Source organism: Pseudobacteriovorax antillogorgiicola (assembly GCF_900177345.1).
In the GTDB taxonomy this organism is placed as follows: domain Bacteria; phylum Bdellovibrionota_B; class Oligoflexia; order Oligoflexales; family Oligoflexaceae; genus Pseudobacteriovorax; species Pseudobacteriovorax antillogorgiicola.
Window position 1 is genome coordinate 41,564 of record NZ_FWZT01000003.1, and the last position, 22,941, is coordinate 64,504.

The window sequence follows — 22,941 nt, forward strand, 5'->3', positions numbered from 1 at the left end:
CAACGCCTACAAACACGGACTAAGATCGAACTGACCATAATTTTCTCAGGCCTTGCTGAGCCATTTCTCACAATAAGCGGGTTATTGGGCTAATTTGCGTCACAACAATCGGGGTAAGGAAGGTATGACTACAATTCTTACCCAGCTTTTAAGTGAAACTCGCCGTTTGCCGTCAAGAACATAGATGGTACATTGTGTGCAGCAGAACAGTTAACCGAGACTTAATTGGATAGAGAACTGATCCTTTAACAGAAGGCCAATACCATGTCTCGATTCATACTTAGAAACACTGCATTTACAACAATTGCGATTGCAACCCTTCTCATCGGACCGCCTCTTGTTCAGCAATGTGGCTCCGAAGAATTGACTGGAAACTCTACTAATGCTGAGGGGGTCTTCACCCAAATCAACATACCGCTCGTAGTTCAGCCGCAAGATGAACTACATCCTAGTATCGAATTAAGCCTAAAGTTTCGGTTGGTGTCATGTAATTCAGGTGCCTCTTACGACGATATTAATGATGCAGAAACTGAGGCCGTCACAGTCTTTGAAAGTGATCAGCGTTGCAGAGTTGAGCTCTATAATGTCGCATTGCAAGGCGTTGATCTTGTAGCTTTAGAGCCGTTTACCGACTTTGCTGAGGGGGACCAAGCCACCTACGCGACTCCTACCGACGACTTAATAAAATTTCAGGTACTATCTCAGTTGAGTAGTCCTGTTTTACCTAGTGATAGTGTCTACTATTCGTTTAATATGTCTTTTGTCGACGACCCTATGGAGGCACCGCAAGATGCGGAGGAGGTGCTTTCTAATGAGTCTCCCAACACGACAATGCCTCCTGAACCTGAGGACCCATCTGTCGACGAATACCTTCTTGTAAAAGAAGCTCGAATTCAAATCGGACAATCGGAAAAAACCAAGGTCTATGATTTTTATCACTATGGCCGTGTCTGGTGGATCGATAGTGACAACGACTCAGTGGCTGACACTTGCCAAACAGTCGCAAATGGGCTGGTGATTTTGGATCACGACCTTCCGGTAACTGCTGAATACGGCTATGAGAGCGCATCGTGTTATGCAATAAATGTTTCCAAAGAAATTGATCAAAGCCCTTGGAACCCAAGAGGCTCTCAGCAACAAGGAAGAGATCTGCAATCTAGCTTTCTCAAGGGCATTGATATCAATAAGATTGAAGGTAAACAGTTAAAATATTTTTTTCAGTTAGTACGAAAGAGTGAACAGCTCTATCGAAAATTTAGCCGGCTGCTCCGTAAGCAAGCTGAGATCTTAGCGCTCAAGTCTGAGATCACCTCTCAAAAGAGCTATTCTGAGCTTAGAAAGATGACGGGGCATCAGAGAAAAAGCCTTGGATTTGAGTCGGATTATCGTATCTATAAACGTATTGACAGGCTAGAAAAACGTTGCGCAAGGATCAAGGCCGCGATCCAAAAGAACATGGATCGAGCAAACCGCTTGAGACATAAGCTTGGAGCGGACTTCTTAGTAGCTGACGCAATTCTCTAAGTCTGATGGGTACGTTGTCTCGTCAATGCTTAAAATTATTTAGTGTATAAGTACGGAGGCATTGCCCATGGCGGCAGGGGTGTCTTTCTGAGCAAGTTGGGTTTCTTTGGTTTAACGCGCAGTTGGGTCAGTCTGTTAGGTGGCATGTCCCAGAGCCCTTATTTAGTCCTGATCCATAAAGGAATACACTAAGAAGTCATTTATTCTTTGCCCAATTCCTGCTACGTAAATTTCATGGAGAAAAGAAAGCAATCATAAATGACGAGCATTCCCATGGACTCGATACTTCTTACCATACACCCACAAGACCCGCTGTGGTTAATCATCGCTTTTTTATGCGGCCTTCTAGCAACTTTACTTAAACTTCCTCCGTTGGTTGGCTTTCTTATCGCTGGATTTATCCTGAACGTATTTGGAGTCAAGGAAAGTGAGTTCCTTCGCATTACGGCTGATTTAGGAATCACGCTCTTACTATTTACCCTCGGGCTTAAACTTAAGCTAAGATCCCTATTAGCGAAAGAAGTCTGGGGGGTGGCAGCAAGCCATTTGGTAATCATGACGCTGACCATGGCTGGATTCTTAGCCATTCTGCACCTAATTTTCGAATTCAAATTCGATACACCCACTGCATTTTTGCTTGGCTTCGCACTCTCGTTTTCCAGTACAGTTTTCGCAGTCAAAGTGCTCGACGAAATGGGGGCGGCTAGCACACGGCACAGCAACGTATCCATTGGTGTCCTAATCGTCCAAGATATTGCAGCTGTTGCCTTCCTTGCGATTTCAGCTGGCAAATGGCCTAGTCCGTGGGCTCTGGCACTGGCTTTATTAATTCCCCTAAGACACTTTCTGCATTTTCTCTTGGATCGCTCCGGTCATGGTGAACTCCTGTTGTTATTTGGGATGACGCTAGCTGTCGGCGGTGCAGATTTGTTCGAATATGTTGATATAAAGGGAGACCTTGGCGCTCTCATTATAGGCATACTTTTTTCCGGCCACCCCAAGTCCGAGGAGCTATCCAAGGGACTCCTTGGGTTCAAAAACTTGTTTCTCGTGGGATTCTTTTTAACAGTTGGTATGACAGCATTACCGGGCTTGCAAGAGCTTCTGATTGCAATATGCATCCTAATGGTTCTACCTCTAAAGACCGTGCTATACTTTATCCTATTTTCGATCTTTGGTTTGCGTTCTCGAACGTCATGGCAATCTTCACTTAATCTCGCCAATTTCAGCGAGTTTGGACTCATAGTAAGTGCGATTGCTATGGCTAATGGCTGGCTCTCACCTTCATGGATGGCTGTCTTTGCAATCGTTCTTTCATTTTCATTTATCATATCAGCTCCCTTAGCAACAGGTGGCGACGATTTATACAACCGCTGGAACCACCTATTCAAGCGATTCAATCAAGAGCTTGCGGACCCACCTCTCAAGCAAGCGATTCCCCCCGAAGCAAGGCTATTGGTAATCGGAATGGGTCGTGTAGGAACATCTATTTATGAGTACATCGAAGAACACCTCCCCAATCAAGTACTGGGGCTCGACACTGACGAGACAAAAAACCAAGAACATTGCAGTGCAAAGCGCCAAGTCATCATTGGTGACGGCACAAATCCCGATTTTTGGCTCCAGAACCATCAACTATTGGGGCAGATACACTGGGTCATCCTAGCTCTACCTTCACCACAAGCTAATGTTTCTGCAGCCCAGCGCCTCCGTGAAAATCATTATACCGGACAAGTTGCAGCAACAATTCGCTATGAAGACGAAGCTCCACCTCTAATTGATCAAGGGGTGGTCTTTGCGTTCGACATTCACGGTGAAGCGGGACGAGGGTTTGCTGCAGACTTTCTCAAGCGAATCGATGCACTTGCCACCTAAACTGTAGTGAGGTCCAAGGAGCTGGTGGAGGTTCCGGTGGAATCAGCTCATCATTGGCTATAGAATAGCAATCGCCCTTGAACAGCTAGGTGTCACTGAGTAGTTCTAATGTACTTCGAATGGTCGAATGCCATAATGAACCTTGAAAATCGAAGCAATTTAGTCAGGCAGATTATACCAAAGCCGGGGGCTGGTAAACGATCCTACCTCAATGACTAATTCACAGAGATCAGTAGAATCTTCGCGTCTTTGCGAAATTCTGTAGATTTGGTCTTTCCCTTATATACCCCTGCTAACCCACGCGGAGCCGTAACTCTAAAGAATATCCCCATATCTGTCTTGGGAAATTCTAAGTACTCTCTACTCTCCATCTCCGGATAGTAAGTTAGGACTGGAGGTCCTAGGATTTTTGCAGCCTTGTCAACTTTCATACCTACATGGACCCCCTTGTACTTAAACTTGGGGCTAAAAACTCTAATTGAATCTATAATCGAATCTTTTTTGATGGACTCAAGACTGTTGACTTTTTCAAAAGTAAAGCCAAATAGGCTTTGCCCCCCAAGCTGAACCGATACTCCAGGAATATCGACCCCTAGTTCTTGCAGCTTTAACTCTGCATCTTTCGGCAAGAACCTCTTGGCCTGTATGAGTGTCCAGCCAACTTTAATACCATCTACAGTTCCGACACTGATCTCGTAACTTAACTTTCTGGGAGTCATTGAATCTTCAAACTTTGTCAATATTTGTGTCTCTAAAACCTTGAGCTGTTGCTTGGCAAGCGCTTCCTTCACAGCTCCTATCTTTTTATCGACAAACTTAAAATCAACGTCACCTCCAAACTTAATGGCCTTTCTTAGGCTTTTCTTGGCCCGCTCAATATGTAGTAAAGCTCTTAGGTATTCTGATGCTGCTCCGTATCCAAAGGTTCCATACATTTCATTATTTTGAAGCTTATCGACTTCGTCGAGATAGCTTTCTACCTTATCCCAGTCCTGGTTGTGAAAGGCCTTCTCAGCTAGCTCTAAGTTTTTCTTTGCTGGCGCATATCCATTTGCGAGCAGAAGGTTTGTCGATACTGAAAGAAAAAACAACAGTATGCTACTTTTCATATAAAATCTCAGCTGTTGGTGAACGCCATGCGTACTGGTAATATGCTAACAGCTCTATGACTCTTCGAAAAGAACTATGGATCGAAGATGGAAAGGTGGAAACACCTGACCAAAATGTTCAACCATCGTAGAAACACTTATGTTAATACTCCCATAAAAGCTTTTCATCAGTTTTTAGTGAGTGCCCTTCTTTCCTGCCTTTCCATCGTATTAGTAAGCTGTTAGGGATCTATCATATCAAACAAGACACGATCATCCGCTATTAGGGGCTCCAAAAGCTCCTTAATCCTTGCCAAAAAGGAAGAAGAATCTTTTGATGGGTTCCGATACCCCTAAGCAACGCCAAGGCTTCTAGAATGCCATTCACAGGACTTGTTATGCATCTTTATCATCTCTTATCAGTCTCTCTGCTCAGCACAGCATTGGTTATAAGCTGTGATCGGGGTGGCAGCGACTCGTCTCCTTGCCCTGACGACCAAGTCCTACTCAACGATGTTTGTCAGCCAGCCGAAGCAGTCACAGAAGAAGCACTTCGCCTCACTAAAGTGCGAATGACCTACCTGAATGTCCTCTACGATCTTTCGCAGCCATTTTATTTAAACAATACAATTCCCATAGAATTTGGGCTCACAGCTCAAAGTAACGACAACGCCAATCCTGGGAGAAAAGATATTCCTGTTCTATTTTCATTTATCGAAGCAGAGCCGGAAGACCCTGACAATGTGAAGGGCTGCGCATCCAACGCAATCGTTGTTGATGTAGTGGGAGATGGTCAAGAGAAGGTGGTCAAAGCCAATATATGGCCTACCACCCAATGCGGGTTCGTGGGTCCAGAAGGCAAAAAAATGCATATGAGAGTCAGTTTCGATTCAGGAGGAACCGATAGCCAGGAACTCGACTTTCCTGAGCTAACTCTTACTCCAGAGCTAGCAAGTCAAGAGGATAATGCCCTCTGCCGGAAAACACTTGACCCCAATGCTGAAGATCCAGGTATCGGCTGTTCCTATGAGTTAGAGCTTCGCGCCCTACCAGTCGTGGATGGTAAAACTGCTGTGGATATCCGCTATACGAGCTTTACCTCAGAGTCCTCTGTGGCAGTATTCACACCAAACTCGACATCCCTACGAAAGTCTGGTTTTTCGCTGACTCAAGAAGAACCAATCGATGAGACTGAAACCACAGATCCCAATGCTAACCCCGAAGAAACAGGCCAGGAATTGGATCAATTAGCCGGGGACAGTGAGTCTGAGGTTGTCGATTCAGTCGCTGCGATAAACGACGGCTCGCAATCTGAGAACTTACAAGCTGCCGTCGTGGTTCAATCAGTTTTCATACTCAACGGACGTGATCCTTATGTAACTAATATTGACCGCTCTTTAGTTCGACCCGAGGACGAGCAGGAGATCCCAGGTATCAAAGAAGACCTAACATTTGATAAGAGTGAGGAAGAGCTCGCGAGCTTAGATGCCCTCCCCTCATCAGCCGAGATAAGATTTTCAATGGCGCCTACAGATGACCAAAGTAGTTTCTTAGCTCTCACAGTTAGCAATCCCGCCGACGAAAGTGGAGAACGACTAGCCGCAGCTCCTTTGAATAATCTAAACCCAGGCACAAAAAATACATTCTCTCATGAGCTTCATATAGAGGGAGATCTTCTAGCAGCAGTCAGTGCCGGAGGTCCTTGGGCTGGCAAAAAGGACTTTACGATTCAGTCCTGCTTTGAAGCTTCTTTCGAGCAAGACGGAAATCAAGGTGAATTCAATATCAATGATTGCCAGACCATTCAGGTAGTTCTAATCCAAAGGGAAGCAAATACACTGGGAGCCTCAGAAGCGGAGCTTGGGCGAGACTTGGCAAGAAACCTAGGCAATTCTAATCGCGTCGCCCTCAGATCCGAGTTTCGCAATAATAACACTTTGAATTTAGAGACCATTAGTAGCGAAAATACAGCGTCAGCCAAAGTGGTTGGGAATATTGGCCGAAGATTTGCCGTTACGATATCAAAGGCCTTCGCCAACCAAAGCTACACTTTCTCCGAAGATATCGTAAAGACTCATGTGGGAGTCGATGCTTTTGGCAAACGGATATTCAATTATGTGGAAGAAAGTAGTCCGAATGATGAAACTCCAGACGAGAGTGGGAGAGCTAAAAAGAGCAAGAAGGAAGATCAAAAGTTTAGAGCAGCCAAAGCCTTAAAGCTCCCGACCCTGCGAGTTCCTGTTGGCCCGGTAGTCTTGTTCTTGAAGGCTCGCGTTGGTGGAAACATGGGGATCACAGCTGATTTCGAGCTCACCGCAACAACCGACCAAACCCTGTGTAAAGAGCACCTTGTCACGGATAGTAGTTTAAATCGCTGTGCCATTCTAAGTGCCAAAACAGAGCCCTCGTTCTCCTTCAATGCTAGTATTAGGGGAGGAGTTCGCCTAGGCCCCATAAGTGCCGGTATTGTGGCGAGAGTTCGCATCCTATCAACCACACTACCACTCACGGCATCCCTAGCTTGGGCTCAGAATCAAGCTGGCCAAAGCCTTATCAGTAGTAAGGCCCTTTGGGTGACCTCTACAAGGTGGCTGGAGGTTCGTATCGATGCCTTTGCAAGATTGCGGTTTTTCTTTTTTAGAGTCACAATTACCGTAAACGTCTACCGCTACCAAACCCGCCCACTTCGTATGACCTTACTCAATAGAAGTTTGGAAACGGTGGCCTTGGAGTAGCTAGGGAGGAAAGCCATGAGAGATGCTACGAAATACATCGCATATACCATCCCAATTGTGATTTTAGTCGCAATTGGATTCTTGGTTCTTGAGTTCCCCCCCAAAAATAATGAGATTCAACCGAAACCTAAAGGGCAACTCATCTGCAATTTTTCAAAGGGTGACCGTAGTGCGTTCCGATTTGAGTCAAAAGTTGCCGCTAATAATTCTCAAGTTAAACCCAGTGCAGAAGACTTCCTCCGGATGACAATATCTTTGGATGTGATTGAAAATCATAAAACCTACGCCGACCTACACCTTCGCTTCGGCGATCTGGAGCTAAAGCAGGACCTGACCCATCCAGAAGAACGAATCCTTGGCAATTTCAATGAAGGCATCGTGATGCGAATTGGCAGCGATTGCCGAATTCATAAACTAGGTTTTCCAAAAGAGTGGCAAGCTTCTACTAGGCAGTTTCTTGCGTCTCAGCTAAAAACACTTGAATTCGTTCTGCCAGCTGATCAAACCACCAAAATCTGGAATGTGAGGCAGAAAGATAGCGTCGGTTACTATTTAGCTCAATATGAGGCGCGCCCCCTTGAGCAAAAGTACAAAATCATTCGCATAGGAAAAAATTACGAAACCCAGGACATGCAACACTACTTTGGCGTCAGCTTTCGCGTGCTTGATAGTCAGGGAGAAGCCATCCTAGACCCTGGCGGAACGTGGTGGGCTCAGGTCACTGGCACCATGAGTATGGTCCTCCATACCGCTGAACAAGAAAAAATCGATTTACTTATGACCTATCAACTCGCAAGGAATCCAGATCTATACAAAATTGCTAGCAATACCGTTCTAGCAGTAAACGACTTCGACTTCCGAGAGCCCAATAGCCTTGATCAGAAAGAGAAGGAAGGCCCTGTATCAGGCCTAGAAAAAATCACCTTTTCAGAGATTAGGGAGAAGTTTTCTGGTTTGTTAAAGGGAGATGAAAAGGACTACATCAATAGCGCAGAGCATCTCGCAGACTGGCTTCGAACAAACCCGAAAGAAACGTCTAAGATTCTTCAAGCACTGAGGAGGCAGGAGTTTTCAGAAGATGAAAAGCCAGCTGTGTTCCTCGCCTTAGAATTAGCGGGTACTACAGAATCTAAGCAAGTCCTAATTGCCGTTGTAGAGGACAGTCAGTTCAAAGAACTTGATCGAGCTCAGGCGATTTCTGCTCTCGCTGACCATGGAGAACCCTCGCTAGAAGTAACCCAATTGGTTATGAACTATGCGACCGACTCTTCTTCTAGGATGCTATCTGTAGTAAGCCTGTTAGCAGTTGGGTCCATCGGGGATCGAAGTCGTGCCCAACATCAAGAAGTCGCTCAAACTGTTCAGACTTACCTAAAATCTCGTCTCGATGACGCTCAAGGCGTGAGTGAAGAAGTCAATGTACTCGATGCTATTGGTAATAGTGGTGACAATAAGTTCGATAACGATCTTAGAAAGCGACTGGACCACAAGCAACCGAGCATTCGAGCCAGTGCAGCCCTAGCCTATCGAAATATGGAGCCTGTTGTCGGAGAAACGGTAATCGTGAAGTCTCTGAATCAGGAACCTCACCCAGACGTTAGACTCTCTATGGTTGAAGCCTTACATACGTTAAAAGTCAAGTCACCAAAAGCTTTGGCAGCAGGGGCAAAATCCCTTGAAAAGGAAACGTCTAAGAAGGTAAAAACTCAGCTAGTTAATTGGCTCGGTTCCGCTAAATCTGAAACTGTGGCTAAGAACGCTTTAGTGGAAGCGTTTCATCGAGAAACCAATACTGACATTAAGCAGCATATTGGTCGCTATCTAAGTGCTAAGGATCTGCTTCGCAAGTAAATTAGAATCGTGCATTCATAAGCTAGCTCTACCATGTGTGACGTACCCTAGGCACTGTTTAAAATACTATTTAAACAGCCTAGGGCAACGCTGAGCTTAGATGCAAAGCAATCCAGGTGCAGTTTTATCCTTATCCTTTACAATTTGAGAATCAGTGCTATCGCCTACACCCATCCCCAGGCTTACAAGAGTATCAAAGATGTCAGATATTCCTGGCTCTGACGGGTTCTCAGTGATGGGACCAGGATCAACACTCATCGGACAACCACCATGGGCTGCTGATGAGAGGCTTACTGCTGCGAGTAGACTAGTAGCTGCTAGAAGTGAAGGTTTGTTCTTTTTCATATTTACTCCATAACATTATATCCAAGCCCAATGCTTGGAAGATAAAATTAAATTACAACACGTAGCTTATCAAACGCTCTTTTTTGTTCGTTGATATCGATTGAAACTGTCGACCTCATAATTGCATCCTTGAAGCAAAATGTCAGGATTCCAGGGAATAGAGCTACTCCTGATAATTCTAAAATTTCCTTAAAGCAATGATAAGAATCGTTCCAACGGCTCATCTCAAAGGCGATATTGATTGAGTACCTGGGTTTGAATACTTCCGCACCCATTTCATTAAATTGACAAGTAGCGAAATCCCTTAGATTTAGAATTGTATCTGTTCGGATATTGCGTTGACTTTGATAGGAATCAAAAGCTCTTTTAATATGATCCAACGAGAAGCCATAGGAATCTTCAAACTCATTGAGTTCATGAATTCCTGGTGAATAAGTGCCTTCGAGAATCCATCGTTCAAAGCGAATCATAACCTCTAGTAACGTAAAAAATATAGATGGCGGGCACCCATAGCTTGTAGACGCATGCTCATAGTAGGATCGAATCAAATCTTCATCAGCAATAATCCATCCGAGTTTCAACCCGGGTACCGACCATTGCTTCGATGCACTTGAAACTCTAACGACATTGGCTCGCGATCTCTGCTGACACAGAGCTTTGGTCTCACCGGCCCATTCGTGGCACTCGTCGAGTATCACTATGGTAGAAGGATCTGTCGCGTCAATCAGCCGAGCAAGATCCTCTTCCTCAATACATGCTCCCGTGGGATTGATCACAGTTTGTATCATCACCAATGGGGTATCAGGGCTCAGCGCTTCAATGAGAGAGTCGACCAGAACTCTACCATCTTGAGACTTAAGAGGAACTAACCTCACACTAGTTCGACGTGCAATTGATTCAACTAAGGGAGGATAGTTTGGTATTCCACAGAGAGAATCTTCCTTAAACTGATGTCCACCCATAGTCAAAAAATCAACTAGGGCATTTACACCTGAGGTTGCTCCCATATTGACTGCGAAGTTTCTTTCACTGTAGTTTGCACCTCTGACACGAAAATTTTCGTATCTGGCGAGTGCTTCACGAGCTGACTCTCTTCCTAAACTATCAGCATAGCCGTACCAATCCCTGTCCAATGCATAAGTGATACATTGCTTAAGAACATCAGGCAGCCCCCACAACTCCTCATTTACTGAGCCATTAGACAGGATGATATGATCATCACTTTTCAAATCCCCATAAAGCTCGTCCCTAAAAAACATATTAAACAGTTCTTTAACAAGCTTGGTTGTGGATCGAGATCTAAAAACCCATTGAGGATCAAGATCTCTCTTCGAGCGACTTTCTCGCCAGAGGCCTTGCAGATGCTGATAGCGGGAGCGCGTTCCCAATTCTGCTTCGACCCGTGATCGCCACATATTTCTTAGCTGTATAGGGTCTTCGGGGTTTTCAACTCGATTGAAAATCTCAAGAGTCGCTTCATCGATGCTAGGATCGAATATTTTGGAATCAAAGTATGATTTAGACTCACGAGCACTCAAACCACCACATTCGAAATTCTGATCTCTGCCCGGGTCGTCAAACTCAATATTACCAAATAATATTGGATAGTTATTCATCTCCTCACCTACTACCTTGATTCATGAGGAAAGTCCCACTGTACATTGGATGCTGGTTCTCAAAGCTTGATGCACTTGAAAATACATGTAGTGGAATAACCACCAGTGACTCGTCAAATGGTGTTTCAAAATGATGTGGGCACATAGGTTCTAGGATACAAACCTTGCCAGGAATCAGCTCTTCTCGATGCTGCTTTCCTTCCATTCCAACTATACTCACCCCTTTACCCTTTAAAACATAGACCACACGCACAGTGGAATGAATGTGGTGAGCCTGTTCAGCGCTATGGGCGGGAATATTTAAGTATTGGAGGGTTGGATCTCCTGGTCTAGGTGGATAGATTAACTGTTTAGTTGAGCAACCGTTAACATATGGCAAGTGGGGAAGTCCCTCAATTGAAACAGTCTGATCTGGTGGCATGAACCCCCGGATTACAATTCCCCAATGGGATGATGTAATTTTTTTAGGCCCTTTATGAACCGATACATTCTGCTTCTTATCATCGAGCAAATAGACGCAATCACCTTTTTCGACAGTGATAGTGTGCTCTCCAATATAGGTAGAGAAATGATAGAGGTGATCGCTAGGGGCTTCAAAGATGTCGCTCTCTCCAGGAGCCCAGTAGTGAGCTTTGTATAGGGCCTTAATATCTTCTTCATCTTTGGTCGATTTCAATGTTCGAATCTGCTTCATCCTATGGCTTCCTATGATTTTATTAACTATGCTAAGAGAGGATCATTTTTTTCAGACTTAGGTGAACGCTACATCAAATGCCTTCGCAAGACCTTTCCCGTTGGAGTTCTGGGAATCCTATCAACCTTCCTATAAAGGCTGGGATATACGTTTTTGGGAAAGTAGGATTCTAGCGCTTTCTCGAAAGTGTTCTTATCAATTTCATTTTTAGAGACATATAGAACAGTTATTTTATCTACACCGGACTGCGATCTTTCAGAAACACAAATTACATCATCTAAATCAACCCTGTTCCTCAGCAAGTGCTCGATTTCCTCCAGAGACACCGTAAAACCATCGATTTTCGCGATATTCTTTACCCGACCAGTGATGTGAATAAATTTTTTGCCGGACTGTGCGTCTAGGGTATAGTACCCCAAATCTTGACTGTGGAAATAGCCAGCTGTGAAACATTTCTTATTCTCAATGTCATTTTTGTAGTAGCCGTTCATAATCGATTGTCCTCGCATACATATTTCCCCAATCGTATTTGGCCCTAGCTCTCTACCACTATTATCAAGAATAAATACATCAACTCCACTGATTGCTGTACCTATTGACGGAATCTCGTTTTCAAGAATAAGGTCTTCATACTGTTCTTGAGAGGTATTAGGAGGAATCATTGTCGTAAAGTTTATAGTTTCGGAAAGGCCGTAGGCCTGCAAAACTCTTTTCCCATAGCGCGACCATATCTTCCTAGCGGTGACCCGAAACAAGGGTGCAGCTGCACTTACGAAATAGCCCAACTTATCGAGCTGCGTAGAGCTTGGAGCCTCGGCTAGAACTTCCAATATACTAGGAACTACACTACCAATATCAGGCTCAAACTTTTCGACTGCATGGATATAGCCAAATAGGGAGAATTTTGGCAATAAGATACTGTGGGCCCCAGAATAGAAGCTTCCCAATACCGTAAAGTGAAAGCCATTGACATGATGTAGCGGAAGACAAGTTAGAATCCTTTTACCTTCCAAACTATGACATTGTTTGAGCCCTTCAGCATTTGCCAGACTCTGTCGCATACTCTGACCAACTATCTTAGAACTCGCTGTAGATCCAGAAGTTGCGAAGTAGAAACAGTCCTTATCTTGATCTTCTGTATCTAGCCGAGGTTCAACAAACTTTTCTAGCTGATCAATGGCAGGGATACGAATCAAACTACATTCCACTCCGGAAGTATCAACATCTCTAGAACATAGTATATGACGAATTCTTAATTTAGATGTGATTTCACGAAGCCTTGCCTGAGGAGTCTTCGGGTCAATAAATAGAATCGGTACATTAAGTCTCATGACAGCGAATATAGTGTAGATGGACTCTGAATCAAAATGGGGCATAATTGCCAAAGCCTGCTTTGAGTCCTTCAACATTGGCTTTAGCCATGCAGCAACTCTCAAAGATCCCCAGTATAAATCGGAGTAACTGACAGACCTTGTCTGATGTTCATCCAATATAGTTATGAATGTTCCATTTTCGTTTTCCAGAAGTCGATTTTCCAAAAGAGAGGCCATAGTTTGTGAGCCTAGCCTTTGGATATGTGAGTCACACTTTCGAAGATCTGAATCAAACAGATCGTTTTTGCAAGTCTTCAATGATATTTACCACACTAGCGATTGATTTGAAATTGTCAGAGTGCAAAGTCTCTAGAGGAAAACGAATACCCATTTCTGATTCTAGTAAACTTATGAACCTCACCATTTTTAGTGATGTCATACCAACACTAGTAAGATCTCTATCAAGATCGTTCGCAGATAAAGATTCAGGGCGCTCCCCTATGACTCGATCTACAATATCTATAATCTGTTGCTGCATCTAAAGCCCCTCCAGAAACTGATACCTAGAATGCTTCTTAACTTCATCAAACTCCACTCTCTGAACCTCGATATGGACTTCGCATTCCATGCGGTCTTTAAGATAGTCTTCAACTTTCTGGAGGAGACCATCAGTACGCTTCCCATACTGAACTTCAACCAATAGTTTCATCGACTCAACTTGCGATATTCTAAACTCGTCGATGGGAAACAAGCTTGTTAGATTACCAAGACCTTTGGGAGAATATTCGAAAGAACCGAACCTAAAATTCTTTAGGACACGGCCGTCGAGCTTCTTGATGCTATAACCTTGAAATCCACAATTGCATTCACCATACTCAACGGTGCCGATATCACCTGTTCGGTACCTAAGTAGAGGCATGGCATCGTTGTAGACCGACGAGACTAAAATCTCTCCCTCGCCCTCTTGTGCAACCAGACCATCGCTCCTTTCAACTTCAACCAGAACTTGTTCATGCAGTATATGCATACTATTTTTGAGGTGACATTCGATGGCTACCGGACCAACCTCACTTAGCCCATAAGAATCATAGACTGGAGTCTCAAAAACACACTCAATAAATTGCCTTAGATCATCTGAAAGCTCTGATGAACAGGAAATAAAGCCTGCAACGTCTTTAAATGAGGCTCTTTGCGATATACTTGCTCTCTCTGCAATGTACTTCAATATGCGAGGAGATGATGAAATAATCGCAGGAGGTCTTTTTTCCACAACTTCAAAGAATCGATTAAGACTCAATTCATCCTGATCGCGAATTGTTGGACGAAGTATGAGGCCGACAATATCTCCTGGGCACGGCCAAACTCGGTTTGGAAAGTTATCTCCACCTTGTAATGCCGCGCAGAAAACATCCCGCGATAAGATTGACTCATTTAAAATCCCTAGCCTGACAGCAAACTTTATTAGTATATAGACCTGGAACTCCATAAAAAATTCAGGCGAATAGTAGCTCGTGAGAGGTTTGCCAGTGGTACCAGAAGTGGGGCGCAGCCACAACTGATCTCTCGAATACTTTGGATTAAGATATGCTGCGATATTTTCCCTGAGATCTTTTTTGCTTGTGAATGGTATCGTCTCTCGGTAGTTCTCACTGTGCCATTCTACTGATCGGTAAGCACTCACTAGAGAACTAACATTAGCCATTTCAGATCTATGCTTTAACCATTGATCGCCTACTATCTGATTCGCACTCTCACAGAACTTTGTAAGATTTTTCCGCATACTATCTTGCAGACCTAAAAGTTCGCGATATTCGTTCAAATGAAAGACATAGTGACGAAAATCACTTAAAAAATCACTCAGCGCAAGCCTATTCATGTCATCATTCTTTCATCGATTATTCGTCTTTCAAGGTAAACCATCTTTTTATCTATCTCTGATGAGTATATCTTCCTAAAACCTACTTCAAGCATGATTTCTGTAAAATTTCTGTTCACTGCTCGGGTTTCAGTTCTTACCGTCTCAGATTTGAACCCCCGTGCAAGCTTGAATGATTTCCGAAAGCACTGCATCGTGACAAAACATTTTTCCATGTTTGAAAGCCTAGGATTGACAATAGTGCGGCCTAAGTACATTGGATTATTGAGTTTGGTAAAGTATGAAACCATATCTTGGTTGAATACTGGATAGGTTGTTAAGGTAAAACTTCCCAGCCATTCGTCTTCACTTTCAAGAAGGTATACCGCCCCTTCTTCAACACGCTTGCGAGTTGATTCAAAGCGGCGTTTCGGGGTACCATTCATTACACTTGACAGTGATCTATCACTTTCAATCAATAATCTATGTATCTGATGAGGATCTGTTGCCCTTGACCAATTTAGATTCACGTTTAGTCCTCGATCAGCGCATTTTTATTCGCATTAGATGTCTAGTATTAGTTTTATCAGATCTCGCCAACACCGTCCGACCATGCATCCACCGTCTGTTATCGATCACTAAAAGTAGATTCTTCTGCCACTTTAGATAAAAAGGATCTTGTCGATACATATTGAATACTAGCTCTTCAATAGCTTGATTAATGATTTCAGGATTACGTATATCTTTGCCTAGGTATCTCCAGGGCATAGATTGAAGATAGAAGTCGCGAAATGCTAAATGTGTTCCTTCTAAGATACAGCTAGTACCCGGATAATCATACTGAAGTTGAGAAAGGATACCTCTCGTCGCTTCAGATAGATTTTTTAAGACATCTAAAACCGGTCTTAAGAGAGTATACGCTGAGTTGTTGGAGCATGAATCCTTGCAATAGAGCATGAGGTAGTTCGGTTTTAAGGAATCAGGACTCGCCGATGACTCTGTATGTAGCGTGATGAAGTCACCAGAGAAAGGCTGCAAATTAAAATCTTTAGTGCTGGATAAGCTGTTCCGAATATTCAGAACATATCGTTGAGATACATGATCTTTAACCCTAGGGTTTAACTCTTCAATGGGACTTCCCCATTCCTGAGCAAACTCTATCAATTCATGAGTACTAGGGGGTTTATCTAAGTTCAAAAGCAAAACACCTTGTTTATGGAGCAGAGTTTTAAATTCTGTTACTCTGCTCATTCCTGCATCCAGGATCTTCAGATCCTGATTCAGAATACGCTCTGCTGTGGTTCTAGTCAGTATTCGCATTCTCGCTTCATGGTTCGATAACGAGCTACATTTATAGTTTCCAGTGATCATCTGATACCATCTTCAAGGAATAGCTTATTCGCTTAAAAGCAAACTCATCTTTTCATCTTTCTGAATCAACAAGTGCAAAGTAGGATGAGGATGGCAGCAAAGCTAGGCTTTATTTAGAAAGATGTTCACCTTCTGTACTCAATTTGGGTACACAGAATACTAAGTTGAGAAAACAGTTTAGTGACTTTCGAACGAAACTTAGGTAGTAAAGCTTTAAGGTCGCGATCTTGCTACACACCTTTTGGGGACGATGATGAAGCAATTGGAAACCTGCCAAAAGCAGGCATTGGAGGCGGTGCGCTATTATGCTGAGGAAAAGAAAGCTGATTCAATCGATATCCTGCAGCATATTTCCAACATGGCGAATATTTCCTTCACTAATATAGAACGGTTCATCACTCAACTACAGACCCGAGCCTGTATCGCTCTTCACTTCCACCCAGATAGACTCGATAAGCGATCTCTTGCAGTGATAGAAGGGCTTCTCAATGATGGATCTTACCAAAGCCAGTTCGAAACTGGCATTTCCAACGGTGGTGTCACCGCACACTCAGGAGGCGCTAGGTATAGCTTTGAAAACAAACTATTCAATGGCGCCTACGAAGGATCCCTTCCTTCATCACGACCCAAATATGGAGCACTGGATCTGAAATTCTTTCCAGACGGACCCGCACCCCGTTTTGGTTCGTGTTACCTATTGCTTAAACCTCATATGAATCAATACGCAAGCTTTACCTTCTTAGATTCATTTCTCATCCCAAAAGGTAGAGCCAGTGGTAATCAATGGCATTGCCTCGTGAGCGAGCTACTGACAGAGATTTTTACCCGCGAGCATTGTGTAGGTAAATCAAATATAAGGGTCCATGAAGCGCTATCAATGATTGATAAACAGCTTATGTCGTCCTATGATGACAGCTATTTTATGCAAGCAAACAGCAGCAATCTCGATCATTATATTGAAGCTCAGGTTCATTGTGATATTGACATCAAGACTGATGTCCTAGCAATTGTTTGCGACAGATCCTTTCAATATTCGGAGTCAGCTCCACTACTAGATCTTTTTAGTCAGCAATTTAATATCGACCTATTTTGGCACAAAGGCTTTCAGCTTCCTATTGATCAAATTCCAGATAACTTTCGCGGCAATGCTATGCCAACTCTGGCAAGAAAGATCACCAAGGGTTCCCTTTCAGCAAGAGACTTTGGCTGGATTAGTCGAGAGCATAGGTTATCAAAAGATGAGGTCATTCGTGATTTTGGAGCTTACGACCCACTACAATCGATAAAATATCTTTGGCATATTTTAGTTCGGTTTGGATCTGGTTTTCAGGAACCTAGTAAAGATTAATCCCCATGACAGATTCAACTTTGTATACCTTGACAAGAGCATAATACAGTTGAATCGATGACATTATTCAACTATTAGCGAGTACTTACTATGACAGAAATTGCAAAAGATATCTATTTGGTGGATGCGGTTCTTAGCAAGACTGAATGCCAGGAGCTAATTGACCGCAGTGAAACACTTGGATTTGAACCATCGGAACTCTGCACATCCTGTGTTCCGACACGATCTGGTATTCGAAATAATGATCGTGTTGAGTTTGAAGATGAAACACTGGCCAAGACCCTTTGGAATCGATGTAAAGCAAATCTACCGAAAATATTTCACAACAACGATATAAAAGGGTTGCATGAGAACTTTCGGTTTTATAGATATGAACCAGGTCAGTCGTTCAAACCTCATACTGATAATCCTATCGAATCTCATCCGCAGTACACATCTCGCTACACCTGCCTATTTTACCTGAATGACGATTTTGATCAGGGGGAAACAGTTTTCTATAATGAGAGATTCTTTAGTGGAGAAAGAAGGGCAGATCATACGGTTCCCCCAAGGCAGGGAACTTGTCTGATTTTTAAACACGACTTATGGCATGAAGGTCGAACTCCTGATCAGAATCCTAAGTATGTTCTGCGAACAGATATACTCTACAAGGGTGACCAGGACGTAAGACTCTAATAGATCCCGCGAAGGTTCAACTGGTTCTGATACAGCTGCAGAAGCTCCTGCCGATAAAGCCCTCCGAGCAAACGGGGATTCTCTCGGCTTTCTACGACGGGCAAATAGCTGTAGTCACCATCGGTGATGGTCTCAAATGCAACGTAAAGGCTCTGATCTGGCGTTACAACTTCAGCATCGGGGTCCATGAGGTCTCTTGCTGTAATTCCTTTGGCATCATGATCTTGATGCATCAAACTTGCACTGCTTATGACTCCTAGCAGCGTGTTTTTTCGGTCAACAACTGGCAGTGTGCGCCTAGGGATGTTTCTCATGGTAGATACTATATCGCTATATGAAGCATCAACATCGATGGCGTCGCTCTCTCGTTTCATCGCTTCATTTACAAGAATGGATTGCAGAACTCCAATATCGCGCCCCCACTGCAAGTTGATTCCCTTGCGGAGCAGTTTAAGAGTATAGATGCTGCCCTTTTGCAGATGATTATGAACTGCCATGGAGAAGCCGCAGGCCATGATCAAAGGCAACACGATCTCATAGTCGTTAGTTAGCTCAAAGATCATAAAAATCGCAGTCATGGGTGCTTGGGTCGTGGCTGCTACGATAGCGCCCATGGCAACAAGCGCGTAGCCTCCCGGATGATCCGCCAAACCAGGCCAAAGTCGATTGACCAAGATTCCAAATGGTCCGCCGACGGCTCCGCCGATGACCAGCGATGGTGCAAAGACTCCCCCCGAAGCTCCTAGGGAAAGACTTAAGGATGTGAACAGAATTTTAAATGCAACCAAGATCAACCCCAGCCACATGATCCGATCAAAGTCGCTTGGGGTAATTTTGACAAAACTTTGGATAACAGGCCAAGTGTTAGGACCAGCAACCTCAGGAATAAAGAGAAGTGTCACTCCCATGATTGATCCACCCATAGCTCCTTTTAGACATCGAGGAAACGGAAGCTTGCTGGCTTTATCTTCCAAAAAGTATAGTGTACGAGTATAAGCGAGTCCCACTAGTCCGACAATGGCACCAAGGAAGCAATAGAGTAATATCTCACTAGGGCTCTGTAAGATGAACTTAAACTCCGAGAAGAGTGCATGATTATTGCCTGCGATACTCCTCGTGATGACGGTCGCAATCATCGCAGAAAATATGATTGGGCTAAGATACACAAGGCTGAGATTTCCAACGACGAGCTCCAATGCGAATGCTGTACCAGCTAACGGCGCGTTGAAAGTGGCAGCGATTCCAGCAGCGGTGCCGCAACCGACAGCCAACTTCATCCGCTTACGGTTGAATCGAAGAACTTGACCAAAACAAGAGCCCAGTGTTGCTCCGATCAGAGCTGTGGGACCCTCGCGCCCCACTGAAAAACCCCCGCCTATAGAAAGAGTGGAACAGAGAAACTTAACCAACCCAACTTTTGGTTTGATCACGCCATCGTGGGAAACGACTGCATTCATAATCTCTGGAACACCATGGCCTTCGGCTTCCGGAGCAAAACGCTCAGTTATATAGGCAACCAGTATCCCACAGACTGTGGGAATCATGATGGTGAAACCTATATTTCTAGCTGTAAGCCCCTCTGCTTCAATTGCTGCCAACCAGGGCAAAATCAAATATTCACTCGCTTCGAGAATCGCGTAGTGGAATACTACAGCCGCCAAACCAGCAGCACAGCCAATGATTCCGCCTAAGATAAGATAGCGAAGTCCGAATTCTTTTCCTTTTTTGTTAAAGAACGACGTCAAATAGTTCATGGTGTCCGTTTTTCTGAAGTGGAGTGAATGGAAGACAGCCTTAAGGGCCATTGTCAAGTGCCTAACATAACTGCAGGCGCTACGCAATAATGAGCTGAAACTTACTGTCATGATTTTTTTGGCGACTGGAGGCCATCCGCAGGGCCAATAAACGACCTTCGGCCCAGAGCCGAGAACCACAATGGAGTAATGCCACCCCATAACTCTCCCACTCCAGGCTTAGCATCAATTACCCCAAGGCCTTACCTACATTTTTCGTGACGAAGGAGAGCTTACCCCCTATAATCGGCTCAAGGGCAGCCTGCGAAAAACCGATAGGCGAACGGAACTAAGCTGCTTAACAGAGGCACGATGATTCAGCTTTTTCGAACAATCACGGCAATCATCCTGGTTCTTGCAAGCCAGGCTTCAGTGCCAACAGACTCTTTCGAAGAGCTTTTCTACCTTGAGTTAACATCATACGACTCTAAAACGGATGTTGGTCCAGATCATCTTGAAGACGATATTTTGGGCACCAATATCCTGGCTGCGCCTGAACTTTGCTTCCGCGGCTTAGGGATTCCAGAGTACAGTTCTCCAATAGTGTATTCCCAATCATGTCGGCGCCTATCGATCCGAGCCCCACCTAAATCCTAATCGAAACATTGTTTTTTTGTCTCATTGGGTTTGAAACATCAGCAATTTAGGGCAGATGAGCCTTGCTGAGCCCAATCGTATACCCGTTGCGAAAAATCTTATGGATTTAAGGATATTATATGAAGAAGAATCTTTCACCGATGGTGTTTTGGCCTATATTCCTAATATTAATGGCACTTCTGGGAGCAGACTACTACCTACACGGCTCCGTCGCGCTGGATCACGTGGTTCTGGCTTCAGCCCTGATCACCGCCTTTTTAGTAATACTATCGGACACCTTAGTGCTCAGGTCATCGGTATTTCTCGCAGTCCTTCTAGGGTTGATTGTAATCCAGTTAAGTGGGCTACCTCCCCTATTGGAGACAAATATGACTGCGTTTCTTTCCGCTTTGATCATGGGAGCAACGGCTTTCTTAGCTGACTCTGCGCGACAGCTTTCCTAGTTTATCTAGAACACGCTCTCCCGAGCGTGTTCTCACCTTACAAGATCTGGTCCGTGCGACTAACCCACAATTTATTTGAGAGCACCGAGAAAGTCTCCCTTACCAAGCTCAACCCCATTATGACGAAGAATGTTGTAGGCAGTGGTTATATGAAAGTAAAAATTGGGTAGCAAGAAGGAAAGAAGAAATGACTGGCCCTGAAAGGTCATTGTTTCTTTGCGAAGAGGCACTTCGATAACTCTTGCTTCAGAGCCATCGATCTGGTCTGGAGTGAAGTCACTAATGTAGCTCTTGGCATCATTCACCCTATCGATGAGGTCTTGAAAGCTGGTCTCGTTATCCTCCCGTTTGCTTGGCTCCACCCCAGCGAGTCTCGCAATCCCCCGTCGCGGTATGTCGGTTCCAATCTGAACCTGTCTCAACAGTGGAAACATATTAGGGTAGAGACGACTACCAAGGAGAACGGAAGGATCGATGCCCTTGGCATCAGCATACTCCTGGCCTTTATTCAAGATATTGATGAGGTTGGCAAACCCATGGATAACCGGCGGCACAGAAGCTTGGTACATAGATAGTGTCATCGTAGATTGCTCCATCTTGTTTTTAAAACCCTATCTTAGGCCCCTTCCGTTACCAACGCAATCAGCCATTGCAATGCACAAGCACAGGGAAAAGCACACTTTGCTTCTCCCCTTTTCTTTAGTCACGGCTTTGCAACTTAGACAAGAGTCTCAGGATTTCTAGATATAACCAGATGAGAGTGACAAGCAAGCCAAATGCACCGAACCACTCCATGTATTTTGGAGCACCGCTTTCGGCACCTGCTTCAATAAAATCGAAGTCCATGACAAGATTCAATGCTGCAATGACCACAACGAATAAACTGAAACCGATTCCTATGGCTCCTGACTCATGGATATAAGGGACTGTAACACCAAAAAACCCTAAAATAATCTGCAGCAAGTAAAACAAGGCGATACCACCAGTAGCAGCTGTAATTCCCAACTTGAAATTTTCCGTCGCCTTGATCAAACCAGATTTATAAGCCATCAGAAGGGCAATAAACACCATCATCGTGAGCCCTACCGCCTGAACGACAATTCCAGGGAACCTAAGCTCAAACATTGCTGAAATACCACCAAGAAATAGCCCTTCAAGACCCGCATAGAGAGGCACTGTATATGGCGACCACTGCTTCTTGAATATGGTAACCAGGGCAACGATAAACCCTCCAATCGAACCTCCCCAGATATAGCCCATAGGAGGGACTGGTTCCGCCTGACCGAAAAAACGCTCCCAGACAAACATGGCGGCAATCAGCAGAATCATTCCAGATATGAAGCACTTATTAACAGTTCCATTCAGAGTCATGACATCTGTGCTTCTCTGGGAGTAGGGAACTGAAAACGTGTCTTGTTTTAATGCCGGATTTCCCGATCTCATCATTGTTGAAAACCTTCCTTACCTTCGAGGTGGGTACTTATAACCATTTCAATGCTCTATCTTAGCTCTGCTATCGGAACATCGCAATGGAATCGTAAGTAAAAGGCCGATGACTTTAGGGGACTGTGAAGGGTTGGCTAGCTATGCAAAGTATAAAAATGAACCTACCACCATCATAAATGTGACTACAATGGATAGGTCCGTATGTTTCGCTAAAAATTTCAGTAGATATTTTGTCTGTTTCATTCATTCCCCCTTACACCTACGAGACGAATCAAGGCCGACAATATTGCAAGTCCTACCTACTCCAGGCTTTGAATTAGAACGATCACTAACATGTATATTGTTGCTGAATAGAAGCACTTTAACTCCACT

At 44.2% G+C, this 22,941-nt stretch carries 20 protein-coding genes; 8 read left to right on the top strand and 12 right to left on the bottom strand.

The genetic code is table 11. The features are described from left to right. The first annotated feature begins 264 nt into the window (after positions 1-264). Positions 265-1,524: a hypothetical protein gene (locus B9N89_RS04710; RefSeq protein ID WP_132316321.1), complete on the top strand. Its 1,260-nt coding sequence runs from the start codon at positions 265-267 to the stop codon at positions 1,522-1,524. Between the two features lie 273 nt (positions 1,525-1,797). Beyond that, a complete protein-coding gene (locus B9N89_RS04715) occupies positions 1,798-3,399 on the top strand; it encodes a cation:proton antiporter family protein (RefSeq protein WP_200820665.1) in 1,602 nt (533 codons plus the stop codon). A gap of 215 nt (positions 3,400-3,614) precedes the next feature. Here the strand turns inward: B9N89_RS04715 and B9N89_RS04720 are convergent, their stop codons facing one another. Further along, a complete protein-coding gene (locus B9N89_RS04720; RefSeq protein ID WP_132316319.1) occupies positions 3,615-4,508 on the bottom strand; it encodes a hypothetical protein in 894 nt (297 codons plus the stop codon). Positions 4,509-4,885: 377 nt separating this feature from the next. Here B9N89_RS04720 and B9N89_RS04725 point away from each other — a divergent pair, with 377 nt between their 5' ends. After that, positions 4,886-7,222 carry a hypothetical protein gene (locus B9N89_RS04725; protein WP_132316317.1) on the top strand — a complete coding sequence of 779 codons (2,337 nt, stop codon included), beginning with the start codon at positions 4,886-4,888 and terminating at the stop codon, positions 7,220-7,222. Between the two features lie 15 nt (positions 7,223-7,237). After that, entirely contained in the window at positions 7,238-9,073 is a 1,836-nt protein-coding gene (locus B9N89_RS04730) for a hypothetical protein (RefSeq protein ID WP_132316315.1), read from the top strand. A gap of 96 nt (positions 9,074-9,169) precedes the next feature. On the opposite strand, the gene B9N89_RS04735 is transcribed toward B9N89_RS04730, so the two are convergent. The 8 genes from B9N89_RS04735 to B9N89_RS04770 all read right to left on the bottom strand — a co-directional run bounded on the left by B9N89_RS04735 (position 9,170) and on the right by B9N89_RS04770 (position 16,216). After that, a complete protein-coding gene (locus B9N89_RS04735; protein ID WP_132316313.1) occupies positions 9,170-9,418 on the bottom strand; it encodes a hypothetical protein in 249 nt (82 codons plus the stop codon). Positions 9,419-9,465: 47 nt separating this feature from the next. Next, positions 9,466-11,034 carry a pyridoxal phosphate-dependent aminotransferase gene (locus tag B9N89_RS04740; protein WP_132316311.1) on the bottom strand — a complete coding sequence of 523 codons (1,569 nt, stop codon included), beginning with the start codon at positions 11,032-11,034 and terminating at the stop codon, positions 9,466-9,468. A gap of 4 nt (positions 11,035-11,038) precedes the next feature. Then, positions 11,039-11,728, bottom strand: coding sequence for a cupin domain-containing protein (locus B9N89_RS04745; RefSeq protein WP_132316309.1), 690 nt, complete (start codon positions 11,726-11,728; stop codon positions 11,039-11,041). Positions 11,729-11,796: 68 nt separating this feature from the next. Further along, a complete protein-coding gene (locus B9N89_RS04750) occupies positions 11,797-13,278 on the bottom strand; it encodes a class I adenylate-forming enzyme family protein (RefSeq protein WP_132316307.1) in 1,482 nt (493 codons plus the stop codon). 52 nt (positions 13,279-13,330) lie between these two features. Then, entirely contained in the window at positions 13,331-13,579 is a 249-nt protein-coding gene (locus tag B9N89_RS04755) for an acyl carrier protein (RefSeq protein ID WP_132316305.1), read from the bottom strand. Further along, complete coding sequence (locus tag B9N89_RS04760; RefSeq protein WP_132316303.1) at positions 13,580-14,917, bottom strand: phenylacetate--CoA ligase family protein; 1,338 nt, start codon at positions 14,915-14,917, stop codon at positions 13,580-13,582. Next, positions 14,914-15,342, bottom strand: coding sequence for a hypothetical protein (locus B9N89_RS04765; protein WP_132316301.1), 429 nt, complete (start codon positions 15,340-15,342; stop codon positions 14,914-14,916). The genes B9N89_RS04760 and B9N89_RS04765 overlap by 4 nt, the downstream gene beginning before the upstream one ends. Before the next feature lie 97 nt (positions 15,343-15,439). Next, positions 15,440-16,216: a TauD/TfdA family dioxygenase gene (locus B9N89_RS04770; RefSeq protein WP_159455146.1), complete on the bottom strand. Its 777-nt coding sequence runs from the start codon at positions 16,214-16,216 to the stop codon at positions 15,440-15,442. A gap of 304 nt (positions 16,217-16,520) precedes the next feature. Here B9N89_RS04770 and B9N89_RS04775 point away from each other — a divergent pair, with 304 nt between their 5' ends. Together B9N89_RS04775 and B9N89_RS04780 are read left to right on the top strand one after the other, a co-directional pair. Further along, positions 16,521-17,615: a DUF3626 domain-containing protein gene (locus tag B9N89_RS04775; protein WP_159455147.1), complete on the top strand. Its 1,095-nt coding sequence runs from the start codon at positions 16,521-16,523 to the stop codon at positions 17,613-17,615. A 90-nt stretch (positions 17,616-17,705) separates the two neighbouring features. Continuing rightward, positions 17,706-18,290 carry a 2OG-Fe(II) oxygenase gene (locus B9N89_RS04780; protein WP_132316295.1) on the top strand — a complete coding sequence of 195 codons (585 nt, stop codon included), beginning with the start codon at positions 17,706-17,708 and terminating at the stop codon, positions 18,288-18,290. Here the strand turns inward: B9N89_RS04780 and B9N89_RS04785 are convergent. Beyond that, complete coding sequence (locus tag B9N89_RS04785) at positions 18,287-20,044, bottom strand: chloride channel protein (protein ID WP_159455148.1); 1,758 nt, start codon at positions 20,042-20,044, stop codon at positions 18,287-18,289. The genes B9N89_RS04780 and B9N89_RS04785 overlap by 4 nt on opposite strands. Positions 20,045-20,395: 351 nt before the next feature. Between B9N89_RS04785 and B9N89_RS04790 the strand changes: the two genes are divergently transcribed. Further along, positions 20,396-20,680 (top strand): hypothetical protein, encoded by a 285-nt coding sequence (locus tag B9N89_RS04790; protein ID WP_132316291.1) that lies wholly within the window; start codon positions 20,396-20,398, stop codon positions 20,678-20,680. 119 nt (positions 20,681-20,799) lie between these two features. Next, the gene (locus B9N89_RS04795) at positions 20,800-21,123 is read left to right on the top strand and encodes a hypothetical protein (RefSeq protein WP_132316289.1); all 324 of its coding nucleotides are present in this window, start codon (positions 20,800-20,802) and stop codon (positions 21,121-21,123) included. A gap of 71 nt (positions 21,124-21,194) precedes the next feature. On the opposite strand, the gene B9N89_RS04800 is transcribed toward B9N89_RS04795, so the two are convergent. Next, positions 21,195-21,704 carry a DUF1993 domain-containing protein gene (locus tag B9N89_RS04800; protein WP_132316287.1) on the bottom strand — a complete coding sequence of 170 codons (510 nt, stop codon included), beginning with the start codon at positions 21,702-21,704 and terminating at the stop codon, positions 21,195-21,197. 118 nt (positions 21,705-21,822) lie between these two features. Continuing rightward, a complete protein-coding gene (locus B9N89_RS04805; protein WP_132316396.1) occupies positions 21,823-22,566 on the bottom strand; it encodes a Bax inhibitor-1/YccA family protein in 744 nt (247 codons plus the stop codon). Positions 22,567-22,941 lie beyond the last annotated feature (375 nt).